This is a genomic window from Natronococcus jeotgali DSM 18795 (assembly GCF_000337695.1).
In the GTDB taxonomy this organism is placed as follows: domain Archaea; phylum Halobacteriota; class Halobacteria; order Halobacteriales; family Natrialbaceae; genus Natronococcus; species Natronococcus jeotgali.
The window spans coordinates 1-26,942 of the sequence record NZ_AOIA01000084.1 but is presented as its reverse complement, the minus strand read 5'-3'; the positions used below and the strand labels follow the sequence as shown (position 1 = coordinate 26,942).

Genomic DNA, 26,942 nt, shown 5'->3' with positions numbered 1-26,942 from the left:
ATCAGTGACAGCCTGCTCAAGCGACTCGTCAGTGTCGAGTCGCTTGAGCCAGCTGTAGATTGTTCGCCGGCCGGTGTTATGCCACTCGGCCAGTTCAGTCTGCGTAACGCCGTTTTTGTACGCAATTGCCGCTAACAGTCGCTGTGTCGGCTTCCTCCCCTCAACGTTGTCGAGTGCGTCGTGAAGTTCTTCGACGGAGATTTCGTCGAGATGATCCATTAGAAGCTGCAACAACCTATGGGTGGAAAATTCTAANTCGTGAAGTTCTTCGACGGAGATTTCGTCGAGATGATCCATTAGAAGCTGCAACAACCTATGGGTGGAAAATTCTAACGGTTACTATAGCGTATATCGGTGAAACAGCAGCGTTTACTGATCGACTGCGTCGTTACGAAAAGTTGTTTGTTGGTAAGGCTTTGTTCTCAGTTGTGGCATCTACTGGGATGGTTGCAAAACACAAGCGGACAGAAGTTGAGACGGATCTGATCGGTGCCCACTATCTGACTACACAGCAGGCGCCAACAGCGCAATTTGAGAACTGAGGTAGCCTCGGTTGGCTTACGAATCACCGCTCCGGGTTGTGTACTACCCGTCTTCATAGAGAAACAAATTGCAATCGGTTTCTGGCTAGAGTTCAGTCTTCATTTTGAACTGCCAAATTAATGTATGGAAGAACGAATTTGATGAGTTGCTGCTCTACCTTTCGCAAATGGTTTGATGCAGTTGTCTTTGTAATATCCATCTCCTCTGCAATCTCCTCAAGTGTTACCTGTCTGGGAATCTCAAAATATCCTCGTTCAACAGCCGTGTTTAGAATTTCGCGCTGTCGGGGGGGGATTGACGAAAGTAGCTCCTGCCACTCAGAGCGACTCGGTATAATTTCGCGTCTGAAATCCTGTGTAATCCGTTCAACTCTAACACTCCCAAAGTCAGAAAGTAAATCAATAGCTTTCGACAGTTCATCGCGATCATCCAACAGCAGATCAAAGCACTCGCGTCCATTGATCAATTGTGTTGGACCAAGAGGAAGATATCCGTCATACATCAGTGCCTGTAGCGGCGTTACTTCATTCAACCGCCCTCGGAGCAACATTGTCGCGGCACATCGCCCTTCGCTAGTCTCGTACTGCTCAACAAGATCAATGGTCTCTACTGTTTCGTGTGAACTGATAATTTTGCGAACAGCATCACAATCTTGAGATTCGATTGCGAGCATACCGACGTAGCGATTGTTCCGGAATGTGGAGGCGATAAACTCGCCAAACACGTCGTGCTTCGCGACTTCTGCCGTCCAGTCGCCATCATATTGGACGCTTACCCTTGCAGTGAGCATAGCTAGCGAATGGCGGGGAAAGATGGTATAGTTTCCCTGCGACCGCAACAGCCTTGCTTGTTACCAATATTTGAGTAGTGCCTCGATTGACTGGTCATCATTCTGTAGGTCAACAGAAAGACGTTCGACTGCAGTCTTTGATAATGTGGGCGAAATAAGTCGGCGTGCTTTTCCCAATCGCTCTTCGACAGACAGCGGCATGTTTCGTGAGCCACGACTAGCTGTTACATCGGATCGGTATGTCCTCTCAGTAGTTCTTACAGCTACACGAGCTAGGCACTCTTCTGGAAAACGGCTGTCTAAGTCGTTATCGACAGCGAATTCGACATGGTCAGCAATTGCTAATATGTCGGAATTTTCTCGTGTTGATTCGGACAGTTCGGATTGTGTAAAGCGACCCCGAAGGAGTGCAGCAGCGACTGGATATGCATATGAATACTGTGCTTCTTCCGGTGTCTGTGGCTCACGAGTCTGCAGATGTACTGCTTCCTCAAAGGTCGAAATTTGTACTGACTGAATACTCGTCGGGTCGATCTCGTACTGGGATGTCAACATCAGGGCTGCCTCAACACCAGGTTGTGCCCAACGACAGCACGGGTATGGTTTGAGATACCCCTCTGTCACGTGGAATACATCGTTTAGTGTGTCGTCCATTGATGCCTCATCGAAGACAGTGCCAGATCCTGTGAATCCCATTTTAGCGAGCTGCGCAGACACAATACCGGTGTACGCCCCCCATCCAATCCCGTCTTTAGTCATGCCTGGTTTCTCCACACCACGCATGATTGGTGTCCGAGGGGCGTGATATTCAGCGACACCAAGTGCATGTGTCGTCTGCTCTGTTGAGAATTCCAACAGCCGGGCAACTGCTGCTGCGGCACCGAGTGCGCCCCATGATCCAGTACCCGTGTAGATCTCATCAACCGTATGAATTGCTAACCCCGCGCGAACGGCGAGTTCGTAGCCCACAAAAACAGCATTAAGAAATTGGCGTATCGAGGCATCGACTTCTTCTCCGGCCGCTAACGCGGGAGGTACAACCACTGCAGCAGGATGCCCCTTGACCTCACGGTGTCCATCATCGATATCGAGTGCGTTTGCAGCAACGCCGTTAGCTAGAGCCGCACCGCCGACAGATACTGTGTTCCGTGATGTGTCAAGGAGTGTTATTTTCCCCTCACCAAGATGCTCTGTAGCATACTGGCGAGCAATATCGACGCCCTCCTGCCGATATCCGGCAGTTATGGCTGCCAATGTGTCGAGCACGCGTGCCTTTAGTTGTGCCTCGACGTTATCCGGCGCATCTGCTATCTTCGCTGACCGCGCGAATTCCACTGCTCGAGCGGTATCCATTACAGGTAGACAACGACCTGCTGGTCTTCGACGTCCACTTCGTACGTGTCGACTGGCGGTTGGTCACCTTCAACGGCCCCACAGTCACAGCCCCCATCGGTGGCGCTTTCTTCCGAAGTGTTGTCGCTTGTAGACTCAACAGCAGTATCAAACGACCTTGCACGAACCTTGTGGGGATTGAATACGGACTCGCCCGTTGCAATATCGAATTCCCAGCCGTGCCATGGACAGCGTAAGATCTGGCCATCGTCTTGCCATTCTACCTTTTCGGGGTCTGTAGCCGATGTCGTCCCTGTCACTTTCCCCATGCAGAGTGGAGCTCGTTGGTGTGGGCAGTCATTTTTGAGTGCATGGTACTCTCCATTGACGTTGAATACGCCGATCGAATGGCCGTTTAATTCAACGATCGTTCGCTCACCAGGTGGCAGTTCGTCAGTCGAACAGATTTCGAAGCGTTTCTCCATCAAATCACTCTCAGTTGGTCGGGAGGCTCGTCGGATCGTTCGGGAGTCCGTATAGTTCCTGTGCGTTACCGGCCATCACAGCGTGTTCCATCTCATCGGCCATCGGCGGCAGTGCGTACATCGGTGAATCCGTATCCCAGTGTGGATAGTCACTGGCGAACATCACTGTCTCCTCAGCGTGCATCATCTCTAGAATTTGTAAGAGATGCTCGGGATTATCCGGCTCCTCGATAGGTTGAGTGGTAAACCGAACTTGGTCGCGAACGTATTCACTCGGTGGTTTCTGAAGATAGGGTACCTGTGCACGGAGAGCTTTCCAGTCTTTGTCCATCCGCCAGAGGAAATGTGGAACCCAGCTTAGTCCGCCCTCAATAACAACGAAATTGAGATCAGGGAACTTCGCAAGGACACCTTCAGCGACGAGGCTGACGAGTTGTCCCATTGCATACGTACCCAGGAGCGTATGCCACTCGAAATAGGTGTTCGGATGCCCTGCACCTGTCGGCGGACGTGTTACACCGTGGCCTTCTGTGTAGGGATGCATAGCGATGGGCAGCCCCATCTCCTCGGCGGCTTCGTACATCGGCCAATAGTACTCGTGACCGTAGGGATGCTGCGAGGCCATCGGCATCACCACCTGGACAACGCGCGGATGGTCCCCCAGCTCCCGAATCATTTCAGCCATCCGTTCTGGCTTCTGTGGCGCAGCAAGTAACGATCCGACAAATGGCCCTCCCTCTGAAAGCCAGTTGTCGATAACCCATTTGTTATTCGCGACTGCAAGTTCGGCAGCGTAGTCACGGTTTGGAAGAGCAGTGAGATTGAGATACGAGTTGCCTGTCAGAACCGCATAATCTACACCAAATTCCTCAAAATGATGTTCCTTCATTTTCTCGATGCTGGATCCCGCGGGACTGCCATCATCTGGGATCGCATCGCGCCGAGAGAATTCTGCAACGTTGTCGTAGAGAATACTGGGCGACTGCACACCGCGATCTTTGTACTGGTCGGGAAGGTAGGCGATAACCTCCTCGGGATCTTTCCATTTTTGATGGATATCACAATCGATGAGCGTCGGAGCTGTGTCCTCTGACCCAGTCGATTGTTCGACTTGTCGTCCTGACATCGTCTGGCACAACCAAACAGGGATACCACCCTAAACCACAGGGCGAACTTGTAGCGGGTATATATACTAGCTGTCGCAGATGGCTTTATCCAGACCGACATGCCTCCGAATTACCGTGCCCTTCTCAGTAAGAGGGCAAAAACAGCAAAATCTCAAATAGCTGTCAATAAGTGTGAGGGGGGAGCTCCATTTAAGCACTGGAGATGTTCGTGTCAAGGGTTACCGTATTTAAGAATTGAGGTACCCATATGTGTTCTCGAACGAGGCGTTTCAATCAATGACAGCAAATAAGCGGAAGCTCACGACTTCAGCCGTGGGTCTAAGCAATAGACAGAGATACGAAACCGCAAGAGTGAGGCCTATTGGGGTCGTGTGTATGTCTCGCTTGACAGGGAAAATTGGGGTTGGATTGGGGTCCCCATCATCAAAAAGCAACCCTGCCCGACCAAGTGGGGCTGATGGCACCACCCGTAGGATGTTAGCGAGGGAGTCCGACTGGACTGGCGTTACCATGCGCCCATCGCCTCGACGCACCGCCTACAAACCGGGACCGGCCACCGCGGCCGGGAAGTTGCCTCCGTCGGGATGGTCAGCGTGACCGATCCCGAGCGTGAGGAATCCCACGACTTCAGTCGTGTGGAGGATGTCAAAAACGCACGCATCGCTTCTTGCCAATTTGAACCGAATATTGGCGATGTGGACGCAAATCTCAATCAGATCGAGCAGCTTGCTAATCAACTACCTACGTCGACTGTGTTTGCTGTCTTCCCAGAACTCTGTGTAACCGGCTATGATCTCAGTGACATTTCGGCAGCGAAAACACCGGTGCCTGGACCGATAACTGAACAAATCCAGAGAATCGCTCAAAGCGCCGGTATTGATCTAATAGTTGGACTGCCCGAAGCCGCCGGCGACGACGTTTACAATTCGCTTGTCTACATATCTAACCAGGGTGTTGAGGCAACATACCGAAAGCAACAGCTATGGGGGGACGAAGCAGCACAGTTTGCAGCCGGAACGGAACCAGTGGTCGTTGACACACCAGTTGGACGAGTCGGGTTGTTGCTTTGCTATGACCTGAACTTTCCCGAACTCGCACTCGAGTACGACGAAGCTGGTTGTGACCATATTGCCGTCAGTTCAGCCTGGCGGCAGTCTTTCGACAATGACTGGCGACTCCTTTGCTGTGCCCGTGCACTTGATCAAACCTGCTACGTTATCGGCTCGAATCACTCGGGTACTCAATCCGGACGGCATCATGCAGGCGAAAGCCTAGTTGCAGGGCCGCGTGGCGAGATCATCGCGAAAGCCACGGATGATACTTCGACCATTTCGGTCGAAGTCAACGTTGATTCGATTGAGACTGCTCGTATCAAGAACCCGGTTCGGAAATCTCGTCACGGGATGACCGGCACTTCTCAGCAGTAGCATTCCCTCTGTTGACATCCTCCCTACCCTGAAGGGCGAGGGTTCCCGAGCGTTGGGATATTACGGTTTGCAGTCTACTACCTCTGTCCGAGGTTGGAATCCTCGGGAGAGGTCGTAAAGGTAGACTCCGGGCTGTGCCAACCAGCCGGTACTCCTATCCCTGTCCAAACTGGTCGAAGATTCGGAGTTACTTTCGTCGTTGATGTTGAGCCGGATGTTCTCCGCCCCGTTCACGTCAGCGTTGAACGCTGTGTCACACTCCTCGCAGACGTACAATCCACGTTCAACGCGCTGAGTATCATCTATCCTACCGCAGACGCAACACGTTTTGCTCGTGTCACGCTCTGAAACTTCTACAACCTCGATGCCCTCGACTTTTGCTTTGTAGGTGAGCATCTTCGTAAATCGGTTGAACGCCCACCCGTGCAGGTCGAGGTTGCCGTGTTTACCCCAGTTCTTCGATTCACCGTTCTCGTCTTCACGCACGCCGTTGAGCTTCCCGATGTTGATTCTCCCTACTCCTCGCTCGATGCACTTCTCTACGATGTGTTTGGCGAGACTGTGGAAGAAGTGGGTGCGGCGTTCCGACCACTTGTGATGAAGGCGGGTGGCCTCAGAACCGCCTGAGTCGTCGCACTTGGCGATTTCCTTCGGGAAGTAATAGCTGTCCTGCTTCAAACGGTTGCCGGGATAGAGGTCGGCTTCCTCGGTACTGTACGATACTGCGGCGAAGTTGCAGATACCAAGGTCGATGCCCGCCGTTTCGGTTCCGGGCGCGTCAGGTGTTTCAACTTCGTGTTTGCAGACTAGGTGGAGTTCCCATCGGCCCTTCGCCGTATCGTAGACGGCGCGGACTTGTTGGATGTTCTCTACNGTTTCAACTTCGTGTTTGCAGACTAGGTGGAGTTCCCATCGGCCCTTCGCCGTATCGTAGACGGCGCGGACTTGTTGGATGTTCTCTACGGTGACATCGGGCTGGGTTTCGTATTCGACGAGGATGTAGTCCCAGTCTCTCGGGTGGTCTTTGTGGTTTGCACCCTTCGACAATCGAACGCGGTTGTGTTTCGGGTCGTGACGGATTCCTTTCTGCTTCCACGTCACCGTCGAACGTGGGTGTTCTTCGTGGACGCGATTTCCGTTGTCGTCGTAGTAGTTTTTCTTGCGGTAGCCGGGCGGATTCGCACGGGAGTCGTTATTGCGTTTGCCGTACCACGAGTTGAAGGCTTCAGCGAGTTCCTCCAGAACGCGCTGACTGGACTGCGAGTGCAGCCCTTTGTATTTTGGATGGGTCTTCAACTCATTTTTCAAGTCCGAGTCGTCGGGAATCTCGCCCGTTTCCTCCCAGACTTCGCGGGAGTGGTAGTTTGCAACGTTCCACAGTTTCGATGCACTCCACCCATGCAGGTCGAGCATCTGCTCCACTTGCGAGTGATTGCGAATTTTCGCCCGGTGAGTGCGGTGGACGTGCATTCGTGAAACGTCCCCATAACTGGTTATGTTGCTTTGTATTGTGAATGTTTGGGTTGTTGCGTGGAATATCCAGCCATGCAGTCATCGGTAGTGGGCGTCATTCAGTGACGGCGCGTATCCCCGCCCTGAAGGAAGGGGTTTTGTGCCTGCTCATCCCAGAATAGAGTAGGCTTTCTTCTCCTTTCCGGGACTCAGCCCTCGTATTTATACATTCATTGTGTATCTTATTTATAAACATTACTGCTCTATCATGTACTTTGTTTATAAACAGTTGATTAGTGTGGGTCAATACTTAGGGTCTTTATCACGGAATGATTTGGCGTGCCAATTCAAAACACACGACGTAATCTCCTTAGAACGGGAGGTGGGCTCGCCGCCACAGCGATTAGCGGGGTGACAGCCGGGTGTCTCACCCTCGCGACACAGTTTCGGAGTGATTCAATTCAAATTGGATCGAAGCGGTTCACCGAACAAGAGATTCTCGGCTACCTCGCGTACGAGTCGCTCAATGCAAACACTGACCTTCATGTTGACGACCAGACTGGTCTCGGCGGTACCACAACGAACTTCCAAGCAGTGGATTCCGGCGAGATTCAATTGTATTGGGAATACACCGGTACAGCTTGGCAAACACTTCCACCGGAGCAAGATGAAGTCATCGCCGATCCCGAGGAACTCTACAACAAGGTGAAAGAGGAATTTGAGACGGAACATGGACTGACTTTCCTGGAACGGGCACCACTGAACAATACCTACGTCCTCATGGCGAATCCCGAGTGGTCGGAACAGACTGGTGTAGAGTCGCTATCTGGACTTGCGTCCTACCTTACTGAGACGGATACGCAGACTACAGTAGCGTTAAACGCTGAGTTCCAAGATAGAGCAGATGGCTGGCCCGGGCTTCTCGATCACTACGGATTTCCCGAAGAGGGGCAAATAGACGTCCGAAATATCGAGTCCGGACTGCTGTACCAGGTCGTCGGTGAGGGTGAAGCCGATATCGGTGTCGGCTTCAATACAGACCCGCGTATCCTACAGTTTGACCTACAGGTGCTCGAGGATGATGAGCAGTTTTTCCCGAGCTACAATGCGGCCCCCATGATACCCACGTCGACGATCGAATCTCACCCATCGATTCGCGAACCACTGAACGAAATGAGCACAGATCTCACTACTGAACAAATACGCGAACTCAATAACCGAGTTGCGATCGACAATGCGAATCCACAGACCGTAGCCAGAGAGTATCTACGCGAAACGGGGGTACTCTAATGTCTACGCTCGTCGATCCGCTATCACTGTTCGCAAACGAGTACGTCGAGTACTTCCTTACCAATAGGGAGCTTCTAAGGGAGTTACTCGTTAATCATATCATCGTCGTCATCGACTCTGTGTGGTTTGCACTCCTCATCGGTGTCCCGCTTGGAGTGCTCGCTACCTACAACGACCGTCTTGGAAAGGGCATTCTCTGGAGTGCAAGTATGATGATGACGGTGCCGAGTATTGCTCTCTTTGGACTGCTAATCCCGCTCGTCGGGATTGGGGAACTTCCGGTTGTGATTGCGCTTATCTTCTACGCACAGTTGCCCATCATCAGAAACACCTACTTAGGTCTCACGCAGGTTGATGAGGCAACCATTGAGGCCGGACGTGGAATGGGGATGACGAAAACGCAGCGGCTCCTGCGACTCCAACTCCCTCAAGCAGTTCCAGTTATTATGGCGGGTGTGCGCAATGCCGTCGTTATACTTGTCGGTATTGCCGCTATTGGAGCTTTCATCGGGGCAAATAACCTCGGTGATCCCATTTTTAACGGCATCAGCGAGGCCAATACCGCGGCCATCGTTGTCTCGACCATCATAGTGTCACTACTTGCACTGGCCTTTGATTACACCTTCCAAGTCCTCGAACAGGTGTTCAGACTTCAGAACGGCGAAGACATCGAATTGACTCTCGGTACGCGATTCATCCAGAGGTCGATAGCATGACTAAGACGAACACAACAGGTACGACAGAAGCATCGGACACGATGATTAAATTCGATGGCGTCACTAAGATATACTCGGACCAGACCGTCGCTATCGAAGATATTAGCTTCGAGGTTGAACGTGGAACGACAACAGTCTTCGTGGGCCCTTCAGGCTGTGGCAAAACCACGACGATGACCCTCGTCAACCGAATGCAGGACCCAACAGAGGGAACAGTATACTACGATGGCGTTGATATACAGGAGCTGGACAAAGTCGATCTACGACGAGATATTGGCTACGTGATTCAGGAGATCGGACTCTTCGATCATATGACTGTTGGAGAAAATATCGCAACAGTCCCTGAACTCAAAGGCTGGGACCAGTCGCGTATCGATGACCGCGTTGACGAACTACTCGAGTTGATGGATCTCGAACCGGGAACATATCGCGACCAGTATCCCAACGCTCTCTCTGGTGGCCAACAACAGCGAGTTGGCGTTGCTCGTGCACTTGCTGCAGATCCCGATGTCCTCTTAATGGATGAGCCCTTCGGTGCGCTTGATCCACTTACTCGCGAGGAACTGCAAGATGAATTCCTCGAAATCCAGGAGCGAATTGATACGACGATTCTCTTCGTCACACACGACATCAACGAAGCGCTGAAAATGGGTGACAAGATTGCAATCTTCGATGTTGGAGAGCTTGTACAATACGGATCACCCAGAGAGATCCTTCATAACCCAGCTACTGATTTCGTTGAAAACTTCATCGGAGATGATAAAACATTGAAAGAGCTCCAGATAACCCCCGTTCGAGATATTATGTCGGAGTCAGTACCTACAGCTGAGCAGCCAACAGCTTCATCTACTACCGACACTGGAATAGATTCTACTGCGGCACTCGCTGACGGAACTGGGGATCAGTACGTTACTCCAACGGATACAGTCGACATCGCACTCTCACGGATGATCGAAACTGATACACAATCACTTCCCGTCGTCAGAGATGATGACGTCATAGGCACCATTACTGAATCTTCGATTCGTGCGCATCAATCGAACGGTGGTGTGTAATCGATGGGACTGATTGATGCACTTATTGCAGCCTATGCCTACCTCGTAGCGAACTTTGACGAGTTTCTTGGGCTGTTAACAGAACATCTAGCCCTCGTCCTTGTGTCGGTCACCTTGGCAATTGTGGTTGCCGTCCCAATGGGTGTCCTGGCGACACGAAATGAGCGTGCAAAATCTATCGTCATGAGTTTCGGAAACGTCTCACAGACGATTCCAACACTCGCTATCATTGCACTCGTCTTTCCTATACTTGGTCTCGGTTTTCTGCCTGCACTGGTCGGTCTGTTCGCCTATGCGCTTCTACCGATCCTGACTAATACTGTTGCTGGTCTCGAGAACGTTGATGAGAGTACCGTTGAAGCGGCGCGTGGTATGGGAATGACTGAAAATCAGATCCTACGACAAATTCAACTTCCGCTAGCTGTTCCTATCATCTTCGCCGGTATTCGAACGAGTGCCGTTCTCAATGTCGGGACTGCATATCTCGCGTTCTTCATCGGCGGAGGGGGGCTTGGTGTCTGGGTCATCAGTGGAATTTCGCTCTTCAACACCCCTCAGCTGCTTGCCGGCGCCATTCCTGGCGCGTTACTGGCTATCGGTCTTGATTCGCTGTTTGGATTTATTGAAGGACGACTTAGCGGTGAGGGCATGGCAGAACAGTCTCCAGCGGCCGGATAAGTAGGCTTACGATCTACCGGAAGTCCCCCGGGGGAGATTCTAATGTCCATGAGGCCCCGGGGAGATGAGTCTACTGTAGCTCCCTCGTATATATATCCACTATCAACTATTAAGATAATTGGTAGCACCTTATTCACCACTACTGGATAGGGACACGAACTAGTACTCAATTGAAATTATTCTGGCTGGCTGGATCTGAGCGAGATTCAGGGGTGATCATCTCAATAGGGGTCATGGACTTGAGAAATGGTATCGCTCCCATTAACCAACAATAAGGAGGAGGCCTTCCACTATGTTGGTTAAGTGGATGGATTGATGATAGGTAAACGATTGAGATGATATAACGAGCGTATATGAACGAGATGGTCTCGACGATAGTGATTGGATGGGACTCGAGTGGAGTCAATGGCTCTCGCTTGATCGATCAGATGGGGATCTGAGCACGATTTCAAGTGAGCCTGGTTTGTACCGAGTTCGGCATCAGGAACGAGATGGGCTCGAGTACATCGAGGAGACTGGCCGGAGTACACGTGGTCGGGTTGGCGCATTGGCGCGTGGGGTTTACGACAAGAAGATGCCATATCGGAATCCACATACGGCAGCGCCATGTCTCTGGGCCGTTCGCGATCGATACGGGCCAGCACTCGAGATTTCCTATGTACAACTGAGCGAGACATCTTCGAAGAAAATCTGACGTGTGTCTCGCACCCTCGAGTGTTCGTCTCCCGATTGCTCGAGTACGATCTGGAGCCTAAGGAGGCAATATGAGGGCTGCTGTTGTAGCTCAGTTCCCTTCTAGATTAATCGAGCTGTGGAGTGTCTTCAGTGGAAGTAAGCCATTGATCAACCTTGTCGCTCGAGGGTGGATCAGTGAGAAGACTCACGCTCACAAAGATCGCGAGGCTTGTAACCAGTCCGATAATGATCGGCAGATCAGACTGGAACCCATAGTATCCCATACCCAGAACGACGGCTGTGTTGCTAATAATGATCGACGAGAGTGCTCCTTGCCAGGTAGCTCGGTTCCAGAAGAATGCGCCAAGAATTGGGATGAAGATAGCTCCGACCAGTAAATTGTAGGCGAGAGTCAAAGCGGCAACGACATCACCGATCCAGACAGCTGTTGCAGTGGCTCCGATTCCAAGCACGAAGATCAAGAGACGTGAAATACGCGTATAGCGCTTGTCTGACGCGTCAGGGTTGACAAAACGCTTATACACGTCGTTTGTGAACAGTGTACTCGAAGCGAGGAGCGCGGAGTCAGCTGTCGACATCATTGCTGAGATGAATCCAGCCAGGATAAGACCGGAGAGACCAACGGGAATGATTTCTAACACCATCAGCGGTAGCGCCATATCCGGATTCTCGAGTGTGGGAAACAGAACGAGTGCGATCATCCCAAGAACCGCGGTCGCAACACCGTAGACAACTGCATAGACGCCAGTTGCAATGTTTCCGAGACGAGCGGTGCGTGGACTGTCAGCGGTGAAAACGCGTTGCCAGATGTCCTGGCCAATCATGATACCAAGGAAGTACAGCAGGAAGTAGCTAATGATGGTGCTAACCCCGATCCCAGTTGGACTAAAGAAGGAGGGATCGAGTTCTGCGCTTAGTCCCGAAACGCCGCCAACTTCGATGAGTCCGAGTGGGAGTGCCAGAAGGAAGACGCCAACAGTCATGATAAACCACTGGACGAAATCAGTGATGGTCACTGAAAGCATTCCGCCGAGAGCGGTGTAGACAACGACGATCACGCCAGCCGTAACGATCATGAGTGTGAGTCCGACGTCGAACAGTGCGTTGAGTGCGGTACCGATCGCGATGATTTGCGTGATAGCGATCGTCAGTGCATAGACACCGGCGATCAGTGCACCGACGGTCCCAGAGTATTCGTCGAAGCGCCGCTCGAGGACGTCGCCGAGAGTATAGGCACCGAGGTTGACAAGGTCGGTCGATATAAGCACGCCGATCACAGCGATACCTGCTCCAAGCCAGATAACAAGCCAGGCGCCGGAAACGCCGTATTCGTAACCGAGTCCGCCACCACCAACAGTTGAGGCCCCACCGAGAATAATTGCGGACATGACCGGGACATACATCCAGAGCGGGATGTTTCGTCCAGCGACAAAGTAGTCTTCTAGTGTTTCTGAACGGCGATATCCCCAGTATCCGACACCGATCATTCCAAGGAAGTACAGGATAATGATCGTACTGTCAATGATCATCTCTACCATGGAAACACCTTTCCGGGTAATGGTATATAAATACATCGGGTAGTGGAATTCTCTCTCGGACTGGCAACTCTATTTTTGAGGCTAATAGTTCGTGAATTCGAAGAATAACCGCTATCGAACACTCGTTAACTCAACCAATTCGAACTCACTGCGTGGCATGAGTCCGGCGAGCGTCTCGAATGATACGGCTATCTCTCTCTCAACAAGCAGTGCTAACGCGATCTCACCGGCACCATACGTAAGAGAGGCAAAATCCCAGCCAGGTGTTTCGAGGGGGAACGGACCAGTCTCACGCGGCCGACGGAGATCGAGAACACCACCAAGTTGCTCACGCGTTGTCTCGGCCAAATCGCGCGTCTCGCGGTACCGAACGAGTGGCACCTCACGGTTGTCGACGACGAGTAACGCGGGATCTGTCCCTGCAAGCAGGTTCTCCGTGCTCGTGCGTCGAGACTCGAGCAAAAGATCGACAACGTCCATCGTCGATCGCTCACCGCTAATCGCGTCTGTATACCGACTGATTGCTCCGTTTTCACTTGTTGTGTTCTCCTGAGTGGTGCTAGATGGATCAGTTCGGTACTCGGCGAGTCCAGCTGTCTTAAGATCTGTTTTGATCCCTCGAGAGAGCAAGACGCCGTCAAGTGTGAGACTAGAGGGAAGGAGTAACTGGTGCTCATTGTCCTCGTGATCCAGTGCGATTGGGAGCGGTCCGATCGGAGTTTCCGCAAGCGCTGACAGCGCCTCGAGCGCGGCATCAAGATCCGAATCGGGAACCGTCGCGGACGCTGCAATTACCTCACCGGTGTCCTCAAACGGGTCGTACGTCACCTGGCTGGTTAGCGTTGCGATCCGTGCGCGTACTTGTTCGCGGCGACTGTGGATGTTTCCACGAGCGATTTCGTCACGTCCGGCATCCGTGAGGCGACGGCCTTTTCCGGGAACCTTCTCCGTAAGGCCGCGTTCATCGAGGTCGGAAAGTACGAGTCGAACGGTTCGACCGGTAATCGAGTACCCGCGCCACTGCATCCGTTCGACGAGTCGAATACTACCGATCGGCTCGTGTTCAGCGATAAGCCGCAAGAGATCGTACGCTCGGCGATCGAGAGGATCGGCCATCAGTCTCTACTGTCCGCTCCCACGAAATAAACATACCCCACACTTTTGTCGATACACCTAAATGGTGGTGGCAACATTATTCCACCATGGCTGATAGTACCACCCTATCGAACACAGAGGTCGAAGCACAGTACGACGAGTACCTTCCACCCATCTGGAAACAACTCCATGTCCCCGTGAAACACGCATCCGGCGCTACGATTGAGGACTTCGACGGGAACGAATACCTTGATGCGTTTTCGGGGATCTCGGTCACGAACGTCGGCCATACAAACGACGCCGTCGTCGACGCAGCAAAAGACCAACTCGAGGATGTTATTCACGGCTGCTCGTACGTCCATCCGAACGCCCCTGTTGGCGATCTCGCAGAACGACTCGCAACCGAAACCCCCGGTGATCTCCAAAAGACGTTTTTCTGTAACTCCGGTACGGAAGCTGTCGAGGGAGCAATTAAGCTTGCGCGCAAGTACACCGGAAATACGGAGATCCTCGCGCTCGAAATGGGGTTTCACGGTCGGACACTCGGTAGCCTGGCGCTCACCGGAAACAGCGCGTACAAAAACGGGATGGCACCGACGCTCAACGACGTTGTTCATGCCGAACCACCGTACACCTACCGATGCCTCTCCTGTGGCGACGAGGGCTGTACGGCCGACTGTGCGGACCACATCGAACGCGTCATTGGTACGCAGACTGCGGACGACCTCGCCGCAATCGTCGTCGAGCCTGTAATGGGCGAAGGCGGGATCATCGTGCCACCAGAGGGCTGGCTCAAGCGTGTCCAAGAGATCGCACATGCGCACGACGCCGTCCTCATCGTTGACGAAGTTCAGACTGGATACGGGCGAACCGGCGAGTTCTGGGCTATTGATCACTTCGACGTTGTTCCAGATGTTCTCACGCAGGCGAAAGGGATCGCGAACGGACTTCCGCTCGGTGCATTCACTGCGCGAAGCGAGATCGCAGACGCCTTCGGAAGTGGCGATCACCTCTCGACCTTCGGCGGTAACCCGGTTGCCTGTGCCGCAGCGCTCGCAACGATCGACGAGTTACACAATGGTGCTATCGAGAACGCACGTACGCAAGGTGAATGGCTTGCGGCAGAGCTAGCAGAACTCGAAGCAGCGTTCGATGTCGTCGGCCAAGCTCGCGGACTCGGACTCATGCAGGGGCTCGAACTTGTCGACCCAACTGCGGAAGGACCACGGGGTGTCGCACCCGCCCCCGACTCGAAACTCGCGACCAACGTCTCAGACCGCCTTCGAGAAAACGGTATCATCGTCGGCGTCGGTGGCTACTACTCCAACGTGTTGCGGCTTCAACCGCCATTAACAATTGATCGAGCCCAACTCGAGCGAATTGTTTCGGCGATCCGTGAGGCTCTCAACGCGGAGGTAGACCAATGACTGATCCGTCGCGCGCAGCGGCGTTTCGTGACCGAACTCCTGGTTCGGACGTCGAACTCGCATACGCCGGGCTCAACACGTTCCTGAAAGGCACGCCGCGTGATTTCGACGACCTCGAGGACGCCGACGTTGCTGTCATGGGGGTTCCATTTGACGGTGCAGTGAGTAACCGTCCCGGGACACGGTATGGGCCCGAAGCAATCCGTCGGGCTAGTGCCTGGTGGGCATATCTCTCTGGGTATAAGGGAGGACTGACGAACATGGACAGCGGTCGGCAGGTCGACTTTTCGCAGTTCTCGGTCGCGGACTGTGGTGACGTCCCTGTGTTCCCGATGGATCGGGAAATCACGGCCGAGAGCATTACGGCCCACATGGCGACAGCGGCCAAGCGTGCTTTCCCCGTTCTCCTTGGTGGTGACCACTACTGTACGTATCCGTCATTCAAAGGCTTCGCAGAAGGTAGCGATGCTGATAGCGTTGGTCTCGTTCAGATCGACGCCCACACCGACACTGTCAGCGAAAGTGCCGTATTCGGCGAACATTTCCACGCCACACCGACTCACCATATCGCGGATTCAGAATATACTGACTACGAGCACGTTAGCCACGTCGCGATTCGTGGGTACGAGAGTCCTGCTTTCTTCGAATTTGCTGATGAAAGTGGGTTGAATCTGTTCACGATGGCTGACGTTCGAGAGCGTGGGATCCACCCTGTCATCACGGACGCGATCGATGCAGCGAGTGCGGATGTTGACAAGGTATACGTCACGTTCGACATTGATGCGATTGACCCTTCGGTCGCCCCCGGCACCGGAACACCGGTTCCTGGTGGGCTCTCTGCCCGTGAAGCACTCACTGTCATGGATGTCTTGGGCACTCGAGATGCTGTCGGTGCAGTCGATTTGATGGAGGTTGCACCAACCTACGATTCTACAGAAGGCACACAGCGACTTGCAGCCTACCTGCTGGTACGGTTCCTAGAGCGCAAGTTCGCGGATACGTAATCCCAGAACAAGTGGAATTATTGGTAGCATCGGCAAGGGACTGACGTTCAAATAGATGAGCCGTTCATCGGCGGTCTAGGTTTTGTTTGTCGGCTATGATCTGTTAGCGACTAGTGGCAATGGCTCTGTTGTCGGAGCACAGTCAACACTCCAGTTACGTTTCCGGGTGATCGTACCGGTGGAACCGGTACTTGCCTGTCCGCATCACCCAGTGCCGGTCGTCAAACTCGAGAAGTTAGTGTTGGCGGGGTTCAACGATGCAGTACCCGATATCATCCGCTATGTTGACGTGATCTGGCTCGAAGGGACGCGATCGGTGCGATGTTCGAAGTCGAGAGTACGACGAGTATCTATAGCGGGATCTTGCGGATGACTGATTTTGTGACTCGGGTGCCGATCTTTGCTGTGGATATGAATCTTGTCGCGGCTGAGTCGACTTTCGATATGGTTCGAAAGGAAATGATTCGGCTGGCGTTCGAGACGTTCTTGAGCCTGTTTCTCAGAGTGTTGTGCATCTCGAGTACTGCTGCGTTTATTCTAGGACTCAGATCCGAGGGTGTATTTCGATTTTAGTGCATAGCTCTTCTTCACACAGGGCCGCTATCGATCATAATTTCCGCTCGAGGACTTGCGCTAGCTGATTCTCGAGTTCAGCGGCCTGCAGGATCTTGATCTCGCTTTCGGCTTGCTCCTCGAGTAACACTGTCTCGCGTTGCAGGTCGTAGACGACAGGCAGCCCGCACCAGTGGGACCCAAGTACTCCTCGTTGATTTGGATGGCTTCCAAGCAGAGCTAGACCCAGTCGATGAGACGATAGCCACGGCGGTATTCAGGGCCAATTCGGTTGCTCATCGAAGAGACCATTTGGTCTCGACCTGATGGAGTAGTCCAAACACTTTTTACTGCTTCGCTGTAAACTGTAATCAGAATAGAATCCATGTCACGCACTTCGAATCGGACTGACGGTGACATCGTTCGTGACTTCCTCTCGGTCGCGGACCTCCTCGAGGAACCACAACTGGCCCGGCTTTACGCGTACTTTGCTCGCGAGGGTGAAGCTACTGTCCAAGAGGTCATCGACGAACTCGAGTTCGCACAGGGAACAGCGTACACCTACGTCAACCGTCTCGTCGACGCAGGTGTCCTTGAGATGACGCGAGACGAACAGCCTCGGCAGTATGCCGCTCGTGAGATCGATCTCACCGTGACGGCAGCTGGTGGCGATCGCAAGTACACGATTACGCCAGTCCTGATTGACGCTGTTGGCCGCCGCGAGACTAATGGTGACATCGATACCTACATCGACCGCCACGGTGTCGACGGACTCGCGACGGCACTCACCTATGCCGTCGCACGAGAACGTGGAGAGGTCACTCATCGGCTAATGGCCCAGGATCTCGAGATTTCGCCGCTGGCTGCTGAGCTTGTGCTTCAGGCACTCCGCCCCATCGTGCAGGAATACTACGAAATCGAGGACTCGGGAGCGTCGCTTGATGCGATTGATGTCGACGACCACAACACGTGAGTACTCATCATATCGCCGACACCGGTCTATTCGTCGCCATGGGACAGCCATCAAACACTCGGTACAAAGCCGTTCAGCGATTCGTCCGTCGCAACGACATCACCTTCGTTCTCCCAAAACGGGTGCACGACGAACTCGTAGCTGACGAGTCTAACGCCCGGATGCCGCCAGTTGACACGGCGATTGAGAAGGGTGGGTAACGGTCGCGCCGCCACTCGAGTTTTCTGAGCCTATCCTCTCACGAGCGATGGATGGCGTCCAGCGGTACATCGCGAACGCTGACGACCGCCCAGCGGATGAAGTCGAACGCGCTGATGCCGCCCTGGCTGCGCTGGCCGCTCAGTACCTCAGTTCGGGTGCAGTGACCGAGATCTATATCTATACGACCGATATTGCTGCCGGCGAAGGGGCCGAAACTATCTTAGCAAGTGAGAGATATGGAGACTCGGTCACCTTCGTGAACGGGTTCCGGTTCATCGAGGATCTGCACTCGTGACTAACGGTACTCGAGGTATGCTTTGCAGACTCACAACTTTCGTTTGAGGACTTGCGCTAGCTGATTCTCGAGTTCGGCGGCCTGTAGTATCTTGATCTCACTCTCGGCTTGCTCCTCGAGCGATGCCGTCTCTCTGTTGAGATCCTGAACCACGAGCAGGCCGTTCCACCCAGAGCCGAAGTACTCCTCAGTATCGCGTCCAAAGACGTACTCCTCCTGAAGACGCAAGAAGGCGAGATACTCGAGTCCGGTCTCACAAGCGTACTGCTGTACCGTGCCGGTTCCAGATGCTCTTCTTGTAGCTGCCTATCCGAAGCTGTCTGCCCGCCGAGCCTATCTTATATATGATTCTTATCTAAGATAGATATCTGAGATAGATATCTAAGATTCAGTACCTCACAAAGCGTCTCTGCTCACTTGGGCTGAAGCCGCAGTTTCATCCTGACCGGTAATGATTGACGGAAGTTCTGACCGAAGATCGAGCAGAGTCGTCGCTGTCGGCGGCGGTCAGCCGCCGACGCGACGGCGTTGCCACTTGCAGGGAGGCTGGCTCAGTCGGGCGTTAGCGGTGGAACGATTGTCTGGTGGCCGATTTGCAGGGACGGCCCGACACACCGCAAGAGCCGTCCATACTGCCCGGCATACCATCTTGATGAACTCCTTGAACGACCAGGACCAGAGGCGACGCCCGCCACGGAGGGGCATCGCCACGTACTTCCTCGTCAATAGCCTTGACGAGGAAGTTAAGGAGCTGGTCCTCGTGGATTTCACTGTCTGCTTGCTGTTTGGAGTACACATCCTCAGCAAGCAGACGTTCTAACTAAGCGGCTTTGTGAAGTACGGAAGATTGCTTACCGCATCGTTGATACAATAGCTGGACATCCCAGTGGGTATGGACGTACTACTGGGGATCGATGCTGGAACGACCGCTATTACGGTTGTCGCATACAATACAGATGGGACGGTACTTGCAACTGCGACAGAAACGCAATCTACCGTCCATCCAGAACCAGGATGGGCAGAACAGGAGATGGAGACCGTTTGGAAGCAGACGGCGACAACGGTCAAGCAGACAGTAACAGCGTTAGATGAGGACGCCGAAATCGTCGGTGTCGGTGTCACGGGCCAAGGTGACGGCTGTTGGTTGATCGACGACGACGGGACTCCAGTCCGAAATGCTGTCTTATGGTCTGACAGTCGTGCTGCATCTATTCTCGAAGGCTGGGGAGCAGATGGAACGATGGACGCACTGAGTGGTGCCTGTGGTTCGAGTTTGTATCCAGGGATGTGTCTTCCCCTCCTAACGTGGTTTGCTGAACACAATCCGGAAACGCTCACCGACGCAACGACTGCGTTTTCGTGCAAAGACTGGCTAGTGTATCAGTTGACGGGTATCCGTGGAACCGACTGTACGGAGGCGACTGTCCCCTTCCTCGATCGAGAAACGAGCGAGTTTAACCCGGCAGTGTTTGAACAGGCAGACATTCCTACGTACAGTGATCTCGTTCCAGAGATCCGTGCAGGGTCCGATATCGTCGGGCACCTGACTTCCGACGCTGCATCGGAAACTGGGCTTCCTGAGGGAACACCCGTCGTCGCCGGGATGATCGACGTCGCTGCGTCAGCAATCGGTGCAGGGGCAGTATCCAAAGGCGATGCGGCCGTGTCGCTTGGGACATCGCTGTTTACGCAGACGATCGCTGATTCTCCAGGCGAGACAGATGCAGGTATCGGAATGATGTTCGGGATCGAAGATCGGTGGACGTCGGCAGTCGGTTCAAACGCTGGAACGCCCAGTTTAGAGTGGGTCTGTGAGGAGTTAGTTGAGACTGACTCGATTTCTTCGCTCGAGCCGATAGCTGCGTCAGCACCACCGGGATCTGAGGGTGTCTTCTACCTCCCATATCTGAGTACGACCGGTGAGCGAGGGCCGTTCACCGATCCGAACGCTCGAGCTGGATTCGTTGGCTTGGACCCGACACATACACAGGAACATCTCATTCGCAGTGTCTACGAAGGTCTGAGTCTTGCAGTCCGTGACTGTCTCACGGAGCTTCCAGCAGATCCTGAGCGCGTGTTCCTTACCGGTGGTGGTGCTCAATCAGCATTCTGGTGCGAGTTGCTTGCGGATTGCCTTGGTATCGAATTGGTCGTTCCTCAGAACGATTACCCGGCGGTAAAAGGCGTCGTGTCGCTTCTTGCAGTTGCGCTTGGTATCGTACCTACTCTTGAGGAGGGGGATAGACAACTCGCTGGCAAGCGAGATACCTACGCCCCAGATCCGGAGATTGCGGAGGTTTACAACGAGATTTATTCAGTGTATCGACATACACGACAACAGATGGAATCTGTCTGGCAGGAACACGCCCAGCTACGGAGTACCATCAAAACCGACTGAATTTGCCTCACGTCTCGCCTATTCATTCGGATCTTCTCGGGACATGATTTATATGTCGAGAAATGGATATAATACTGAAAATTAATAGAACAACGCGAATACGTAAGAGTAGTCAATGAGTGGTCCCCTGAGAGTAGCAGTTTACCCAGAAGTCGCATGCGAGCGGATGCGACCAAACCAACTCAGCGAATCAATCGATTTCCTCTCTCCTGACATCGTCATAGCGACAGCACCGTATCATCACTCGCTGTTCCGCCGGAACACCGAGTACGATGTTCCGGTGATTACGCCCGCAAACCAGACCGGGATATGGGTACACAATGTCGCCGACCCGCTCCTCGTAGCAATCGGATCCACACAGGACATCAGTTCCCTTGCCAACTTGGAAGCCACGGATGAGTTAAATCCAGACACAGAAACGTTCCTCCTGAGTGACCTTTTGAGCGTTGACATCGATCTGACGGACCTAACAACCACCCTCGATGGGCAAGCCGACTACGAAGCCGCACTCAACAGCAACGACATTGGAGGGTCATACACGCACCTCACAACGAACGCCCCTCCTGACTACCGGAACAACTGGGGAGATCTCACCGTCCAAGGCGTTGTCCCCGGCGCAGACGGGACCGGCGTCGAGAAAACCACGTCAATTGCCCTCCTCACGCTGCACCGGAACGGACTTGTCTCATCACGAGATATCGACGCCGGGAAGTTCGGACTGGAAGCACTGGATGAAATCGGACCGAACCGTGCCGACACGCTTCGTGACGCCGGGTTCACCTCCAAAGAAGACGTAGCGAACACATCCCCACACGAACTGCAATCCCTGGACGGGTTCGGGCGGAAAACTGCACAGAAAAGCCATGCCAGTGCAACCGCGCTCGAAGACGGCAATGTCCACCGTACCTCTGACGCGACTATTCCTCGCGCTGACCCGGTGTTCATCGACATTGAGACCGATGGCCTTAGCCCGACGATCGTGTGGCTCATCGGCGTACTTGACAGCGCTTCAGATCGCTACCTGACGTTCACAACACGAGACCCGGATGCGAAAGGCAAAGCTGTGGAGAACTTCATGATGTGGTACACCGCGAACGCCTCGAACCGCCCCATCGTTGCGTACCACGGACAAGGATTCGACTTCCCTGTTCTGAAAGACCACATCCAGCGGCACTGTTCGAGATATGTGGACGCATGGGAAGATGCGTGGAAATTCGATCCGTACTGGTGGGCTGTCAAGAACAACAACGCCATCCTCCCGGGTCGGACGAACAAATTAGAAGAGGTCGCCGAAGGGCTTGGGTGGGAAACCGATGATACCGGGCTGACCGGCGGTGCAGTCGCGCACGTCATGCAACGCTGGTTGGCCAACCCGTGTGAGGAAACTGAGCCTGATTGGGAGAAACACGAGGCATACTGCGAAGACGACGTCCGGTCAATGGCGTACATCTTCGATGCAATCAAAGACGCCGACCGGTTGGACGGCATCGCTACCACCAGCGATGCTACCGAAAGCGACGACGAAAACGTACAAACTGCGCAAGGAACGCTCAGCGACTTCTAACTACATCATGTCCTCCAAAACACCGCGCTACACGTTGGCCGACTCGCTCGACCCAGAAACCCTCGCTCAAACCTTTCCTAACTACGACGACCAGTTAGTCGCCCGCACCGTTCAGGAAGCTTCCGACGGGTTGTTCGAAGATCCGGAGAGCGTCCTCCCGGCTGATCTCGCGGACAACCTCGAGAACGACCTGTACTCCCATCAAGCGGACGCCCTAGCTGCGTTGCAAGATGGCGATAATGTCTCTGTCGCCACCAGCACCTCTAGTGGGAAGACGTGGATTTACACGCTGTACTTCGCGTTGCTCAAACAGCAGAATCCTGACGCTAGGGCATTGTTCCTCTACCCAACGAAAGCACTCAGCACCGACCAAGAGAAGGCCATCAATGACCTGTTTAATGACCTCGGAGTAGATGCGACCGCCGAAACATACGACGGCGACACGAAATCCGGACGAAAGCCCATCATCCGCGACAAGAAAGACGTCGTCATTTCGAACTTCGCCGGCATCAATGAATACCTTTCCAACCACGTCAAGTGGAACGATGTCTACGGAAACTGCGAACTCATTGTCATCGACGAGTCACACACGTACACCGGCGTTCACGGCATGCACGTTGCGTGGGTCATCCGCCGACTCCGCCGCATACTCAATCACTACGATGCCGACCCGCAAGTCGTGTGTTCCACCGCGACAATCGGGAACCCAAAAGAACACTCCGAGTCCCTCACAGGCGCAGAGTTCACCGTCATCGACAAGGATGGGTCTCCGCACGGCCAGCGCGAAATCGCATTCTGGCAACCACCCGTGGATGAAGAAAACGATGGGCACAGGTACATCTCTGAAGATGAGGTCGTGCCTGACATACGGAAACGCGCTGGGTCGGAAGCCGCTCGTGTCACCGCACACCTCGGATTAAACGACGTACAGACGCTCACATTCACCCGATCACGCCAAGGCACAGAAATCGGGGCGAAGCAAGCAGGTACCGCCGCTGGCGACCACCCGTCAGATGAGTACCTCAGGGTGAAACCGTACCACGCAGGGCTTAGCAAGAAGAAGCGACGAGGGGTTGAACATCAATTGAAATCCGGTGAGATGGACGCGGTCATCACCACGAGTGCATTAGAACTCGGGATCGATATCGGGGGCGTTGATGCGACTGTACTCGCGGGGTACCCGGGGACCCGGCAGTCCTTCTGGCAACAAGTCGGGCGAGCCGGTCGCGGCGGGTCAGACTCGTTATCCGTGTTCATCCCGCGGAACGACGCCATTGACCAGTACATCCTTGATGACCCAGACTATCTGCTCAGCGATGACGTCGAAGACGCGGTGGTTGACCTGGAGAATAACGCCGTGTATGCCCGACACGTGCTGTGTGCGGCGAACGAATCCCCGCTCACCGAGGACGACATGAAGTGGTTCGGCCCGCGTGACCGGTTAGAACGCGCTGTGAGCGTCTGGAAGGACGCCGGCCGCATGATTGGTGATTTGGACCGTGGTGCACAGTACAACGGCGCACCACGCCCCCAGAGCGATATCTCGATGTATGCCACCACTGATGAGCTGTACGATGTTAGGTGCAGGAACGATGACATCGACATGGAACCCATCGAGAAGAAACGAGCATACCGTGACTACCATCCTGGCGCACTCATAATGTACGACGGGCAGCAATACGAAGTCACCGACATTCACGAAGACCGGTACCAACCGTACGTTGAGGTACAGCGCGTCAACACCCGCGAATACACCATTACGATCAGCGATAAACGCGTTCACGACTTGGAGGTGAAGGAGTCCCGCGATCTTGGTGGTGGGTTCTCCATCTATAAAGGCATGGGGACAGTTGACGTGGCGTACACGCAGTACAAACGCATGGATATTGACGGTAGGAACGCCTCGAGCGGCATGGTGCCGATCGACCTGCCGCCAGTATCGCTCCAAACGCAACTCATGTGGATCGAACTCCCCAACCGGATGCTCCCGGAAGTCGAAGCTGCTGTGAACGACGAGGAGTACATCGAACCGTCCGAAGACAGTGAATTCGCTGGGATGTCTCCAGCACAATTCACTGTCGCCGGTGGGCTACACGGGGCAGAACACGGGATGATCAAAATGGCTCCTTTAGAACTACGACTAGATAACTCGGACATGGGTGGGTTAAGTATGCCCATGCACCCGGAGACTGAATCGCCGGTCTGGTTCATCCACGACGCTGTGGAAGGCGGTGTCGGGTTCTCGTACAGTATTTACGAGAACTTCGAGGAAATCATGTTAAAGACGCTTGCTCGCGTGGAACACTGCTCGTGCGGGCGGGTAGAAGGCTGCCCGTCCTGCCTAATGTCGTCGCAGTGCGGGAATAACAACGAACCACTTCACCGTGAAGCGACGCAACTCATCTTGGACGAAGTCTTGTACCACGCGACGGACTGAACAGTCTAACTGAACGCTCTTGGAGATAGCGGGGGTATCTGTGACACGACACCTCTTGTGGCAGAGCGAATTATCGGAAGCAGGTAGCTTACAAGTTCAGTCATGGAGACGTCATACTGACCACAAGTCTTCCGTTCGATTTTCGATTGCAGCAAGGACCGTCGAGTAGACTTCGAGTGGATGAAGAGAAGACAGGGAGAGTTCGGCTAACTCTTCAGCAGTTGGTGGTTGATGAAAGTACAAACGGGTATTATGCGTGTTTGGGTGGCGGTCCCAGCGACATTCCCAGTGTTTCTCTTCGATATGCTCTTCGACATAGTGTATCGAAAAATCACTGGTTGTGAACCACCGAATATCAAGCCGGACAGTGGTGATCGACTCTGGATACTGGCTCTTGTCGAGTACCGCATGGAGAAGTCGCGGCTCGTAGGTGTTTGGATCGAACGCTGTCTCGGTGACCAACGAATCTGATGCGAGATGTCGCTTGAGTAGTTGGAGGGTCTGTCGATCTGGAGGTCCAATCGATTCCAATGGATTATCTTCTCGTGGCGAAGTCATTCAGGCTGGAATGAGATGGCCGTCATTCTGCGAGAGCTGGCGGGCAAGTTCGTAGAGACGAATGTCTCGAAGCACACCCTGCCAGTCGCTCACTGCGGCCATCCGTTCGTGACGCGTCTCGTGATCGCCTTTATCGAAGGCGGCCACGTCTGTTGGATTTGCGACTCCGAACTGCTCTTGGAACTCCGCGTGCTGTTCTTCAAGCTCCTGGACCCGACTGATGATGTCATCGATGGTTAGGTCCTCTGCGATTCGACTTGCGTCCTGCCATTCGAGGTATCCTTCGTTCCGTTCGTACTGCGGGGGTCTGCTGTCAGTGTTTGCCCGAACGATCCTCATCTTAGACAACCGATCCAAGTGCTTCTTTGCGGCATTTGGAGAGCAGTCTGCTAATTCTGCAATCTTTGTGTGTGAAATAGGTGAGGTAACGCCTAGCGCAACCTCGTAGACTCGACCGAACGTGTCAGTTCCCGCTTGCCACCGCTGCTGATCGGGTTCTGGTGCTGGGTCGAACCTAGTCATGGGTATCTATACACGGCTGTATTCAATATATCTTCACGTATTTCAAATATATAGTAGCGGTTGTAATCCTGTTCACAGAAAGGCATGAGGAGGTCCACAGTTTTAGCCGGGAGGAGGAGTCCGATTATGAACAACGACTGTGCTATTTATCACATATCTAATCGTCTTTGAGCTGTTCAACCTTTTTAGCTGCCATAGTAGCGTGCTCTTCTGAGTAACCTTCAGAAACACTGTATAAAATGATACCAAGAAGGCACCAGAGGAGAACGATTGCCCATTCGTACGGCCAGAGCAACGCCGACTGCCCCCCTGGAAGGTAGAGATAGACGAAGAAAGCCGTCAAAGCTAGACCGAGAAGACCAACAGCCCATCCAGCTGGGGCTTTATATGGGCGATCCATCTCGGGCTCAGAGTAGCGTAGGATGAGGAAAGAGACAGCAACAAGCAACCAAGCCACAACGATTCCCAAGCCACCTGCATTCACAATCCAGTTTAACATTTGTTCACCGAAGAACGGAGCAAGTGCAGAGAGTCCTCCAACAAGAAGAATAGCGTTGCTTGGAGTGTTATGCTTGGGGTGAACCTTAGCAAGCGACTTCGGTAACATACCGCTCTCTGCTAGCGCGAAGAGCGCACGACTACCACCAATAATAAATGCGTTCCAACTGGTGAGAATGCCTGCGATACCAGCCAGCGCCGAGCCTGTCATAGAAAGCGTCACGTACGAAGCAGCAGAGTGCGGAAAGTGTGTCCAGCACAACCGCAACCCTGCAAGATGTGGATTCGG

The 26,942-nt window shown here is 53.5% G+C and carries 24 protein-coding genes and 2 pseudogenes; 13 read left to right on the top strand and 13 right to left on the bottom strand.

Features of this window, described 5'->3' with window-relative positions; translation table 11 throughout:
- The 5 genes from C492_RS09150 to C492_RS09135 form a co-directional block, all read right to left on the bottom strand.
- The coding region (locus C492_RS09150) for a helix-turn-helix domain-containing protein (protein ID WP_152424867.1) at nt 1–219 on the bottom strand (219 nt) is incomplete at its 3' end.
- A 415-nt stretch (nt 220–634) separates the two neighbouring features.
- Nucleotides 635–1,333: a helix-turn-helix domain-containing protein gene (locus C492_RS09145; protein WP_008422699.1), complete on the bottom strand. Its 699-nt coding sequence runs from the start codon at nt 1,331–1,333 to the stop codon at nt 635–637.
- A 60-nt stretch (nt 1,334–1,393) separates the two neighbouring features.
- Complete coding sequence (locus tag C492_RS22710; protein WP_083898813.1) at nt 1,394–2,686, bottom strand: MmgE/PrpD family protein; 1,293 nt, start codon at nt 2,684–2,686, stop codon at nt 1,394–1,396.
- Entirely contained in the window at nt 2,686–3,150 is a 465-nt protein-coding gene (locus tag C492_RS09140; RefSeq protein WP_049892915.1) for a Rieske (2Fe-2S) protein, read from the bottom strand. The genes C492_RS22710 and C492_RS09140 overlap by 1 nt, the downstream gene beginning before the upstream one ends.
- 10 nt (nt 3,151–3,160) lie before the next feature.
- Nucleotides 3,161–4,276, bottom strand: coding sequence for an amidohydrolase family protein (locus C492_RS09135; protein WP_049892914.1), 1,116 nt, complete (start codon nt 4,274–4,276; stop codon nt 3,161–3,163).
- A gap of 594 nt (nt 4,277–4,870) precedes the next feature.
- Here C492_RS09135 and C492_RS22705 point away from each other — a divergent pair.
- The gene (locus C492_RS22705; RefSeq protein ID WP_239643418.1) at nt 4,871–5,704 is read left to right on the top strand and encodes a carbon-nitrogen hydrolase family protein; all 834 of its coding nucleotides are present in this window, start codon (nt 4,871–4,873) and stop codon (nt 5,702–5,704) included.
- Between the two features lie 60 nt (nt 5,705–5,764).
- Here C492_RS22705 and C492_RS09125 read toward each other — a convergent pair whose 3' ends face one another.
- Nucleotides 5,765–7,174 carry an RNA-guided endonuclease InsQ/TnpB family protein gene (locus C492_RS09125; protein ID WP_049892913.1) on the bottom strand — a complete coding sequence of 470 codons (1,410 nt, stop codon included), beginning with the start codon at nt 7,172–7,174 and terminating at the stop codon, nt 5,765–5,767.
- A 393-nt stretch (nt 7,175–7,567) separates the two neighbouring features.
- On the opposite strand from C492_RS09125, the gene C492_RS09120 reads away from it, so the two are divergent.
- Genes C492_RS09120 through C492_RS09105 form a run of 4 tightly spaced genes read left to right on the top strand, consistent with a single transcriptional unit; the run spans nt 7,568 to nt 10,895 of the window.
- Complete coding sequence (locus tag C492_RS09120; protein ID WP_008422683.1) at nt 7,568–8,446, top strand: glycine betaine ABC transporter substrate-binding protein; 879 nt, start codon at nt 7,568–7,570, stop codon at nt 8,444–8,446.
- A complete protein-coding gene (locus C492_RS09115; protein WP_008422681.1) occupies nt 8,446–9,162 on the top strand; it encodes an ABC transporter permease in 717 nt (238 codons plus the stop codon). Before C492_RS09120 ends, C492_RS09115 begins: the two co-directional genes overlap by 1 nt.
- Nucleotides 9,159–10,217, top strand: coding sequence for an ABC transporter ATP-binding protein (locus C492_RS09110; RefSeq protein ID WP_008422679.1), 1,059 nt, complete (start codon nt 9,159–9,161; stop codon nt 10,215–10,217). The genes C492_RS09115 and C492_RS09110 overlap by 4 nt, the downstream gene beginning before the upstream one ends.
- 3 nt (nt 10,218–10,220) lie before the next feature.
- Nucleotides 10,221–10,895, top strand: a complete 675-nt coding sequence (locus C492_RS09105) for an ABC transporter permease (protein WP_008422678.1) — start codon at nt 10,221–10,223, stop codon at nt 10,893–10,895.
- Nucleotides 10,896–11,695: 800 nt separating this feature from the next.
- Here the strand turns inward: C492_RS09105 and C492_RS09100 are convergent.
- Entirely contained in the window at nt 11,696–13,129 is a 1,434-nt protein-coding gene (locus C492_RS09100) for a sodium:solute symporter (RefSeq protein ID WP_049892912.1), read from the bottom strand.
- 111 nt (nt 13,130–13,240) lie between these two features.
- Nucleotides 13,241–14,245, bottom strand: coding sequence for an NrpR regulatory domain-containing protein (locus C492_RS09095; protein ID WP_083898811.1), 1,005 nt, complete (start codon nt 14,243–14,245; stop codon nt 13,241–13,243).
- A gap of 86 nt (nt 14,246–14,331) precedes the next feature.
- Between C492_RS09095 and C492_RS09090 the strand changes: the two genes are divergently transcribed.
- The 4 genes and pseudogenes from C492_RS09090 to C492_RS09070 all read left to right on the top strand — a co-directional run bounded on the left by C492_RS09090 (nt 14,332) and on the right by C492_RS09070 (nt 18,676).
- Nucleotides 14,332–15,651, top strand: coding sequence for an aspartate aminotransferase family protein (locus tag C492_RS09090; protein WP_008422670.1), 1,320 nt, complete (start codon nt 14,332–14,334; stop codon nt 15,649–15,651).
- On the top strand, nt 15,648–16,655 hold the full coding sequence (speB, locus tag C492_RS09085) for an agmatinase (protein ID WP_008422668.1): 1,008 nt from the start codon (nt 15,648–15,650) through the stop codon (nt 16,653–16,655). The genes C492_RS09090 and speB overlap by 4 nt, the downstream gene beginning before the upstream one ends.
- 937 nt (nt 16,656–17,592) lie before the next feature.
- The gene (locus C492_RS09075; protein WP_008422665.1) at nt 17,593–18,180 is read left to right on the top strand and encodes a winged helix-turn-helix domain-containing protein; all 588 of its coding nucleotides are present in this window, start codon (nt 17,593–17,595) and stop codon (nt 18,178–18,180) included.
- Nucleotides 18,177–18,676, top strand: a pseudogene (locus C492_RS09070) (hypothetical protein). The gene C492_RS09075 and the pseudogene C492_RS09070 overlap by 4 nt, the downstream one beginning before the upstream one ends.
- Nucleotides 18,677–18,706: 30 nt before the next feature.
- Here the strand turns inward: C492_RS09070 and C492_RS09065 are convergent.
- Both C492_RS09065 and C492_RS22695 read right to left on the bottom strand, forming a co-directional pair.
- Nucleotides 18,707–18,904 (bottom strand): hypothetical protein, encoded by a 198-nt coding sequence (locus tag C492_RS09065; RefSeq protein ID WP_008422663.1) that lies wholly within the window; start codon nt 18,902–18,904, stop codon nt 18,707–18,709.
- A gap of 279 nt (nt 18,905–19,183) precedes the next feature.
- Nucleotides 19,184–19,408 (bottom strand): annotated as a pseudogene (locus C492_RS22695) (hypothetical protein); the annotation flags it as partial.
- On the opposite strand from C492_RS22695, the gene C492_RS24560 reads away from it, so the two are divergent.
- From C492_RS24560 to C492_RS09050, 4 genes are all read left to right on the top strand, one after another.
- Entirely contained in the window at nt 19,329–19,496 is a 168-nt protein-coding gene (locus tag C492_RS24560) for a hypothetical protein (protein WP_204365608.1), read from the top strand. The pseudogene C492_RS22695 and the gene C492_RS24560 sit on opposite strands and share 80 nt — an antisense overlap.
- Before the next feature lie 72 nt (nt 19,497–19,568).
- The gene (locus C492_RS09060; protein WP_049892910.1) at nt 19,569–21,074 is read left to right on the top strand and encodes an FGGY-family carbohydrate kinase; all 1,506 of its coding nucleotides are present in this window, start codon (nt 19,569–19,571) and stop codon (nt 21,072–21,074) included.
- Nucleotides 21,075–21,189: 115 nt separating this feature from the next.
- Nucleotides 21,190–22,638 (top strand): ribonuclease H-like domain-containing protein, encoded by a 1,449-nt coding sequence (locus C492_RS09055; RefSeq protein ID WP_083898809.1) that lies wholly within the window; start codon nt 21,190–21,192, stop codon nt 22,636–22,638.
- A 7-nt stretch (nt 22,639–22,645) separates the two neighbouring features.
- Entirely contained in the window at nt 22,646–25,075 is a 2,430-nt protein-coding gene (locus C492_RS09050) for a DEAD/DEAH box helicase (protein WP_008422658.1), read from the top strand.
- A 111-nt stretch (nt 25,076–25,186) separates the two neighbouring features.
- Here C492_RS09050 and C492_RS25880 read toward each other — a convergent pair whose 3' ends face one another.
- The 3 genes from C492_RS25880 to C492_RS09040 all read right to left on the bottom strand — a co-directional run.
- Nucleotides 25,187–25,633: a hypothetical protein gene (locus tag C492_RS25880; RefSeq protein ID WP_083898808.1), complete on the bottom strand. Its 447-nt coding sequence runs from the start codon at nt 25,631–25,633 to the stop codon at nt 25,187–25,189.
- Entirely contained in the window at nt 25,634–26,155 is a 522-nt protein-coding gene (locus tag C492_RS09045) for a DUF7342 family protein (protein ID WP_049892909.1), read from the bottom strand. It abuts the gene before it with no gap.
- Nucleotides 26,156–26,312: 157 nt separating this feature from the next.
- The coding region (locus tag C492_RS09040) for an APC family permease (protein WP_152424865.1) at nt 26,313–26,942 on the bottom strand (630 nt) is incomplete at its 5' end.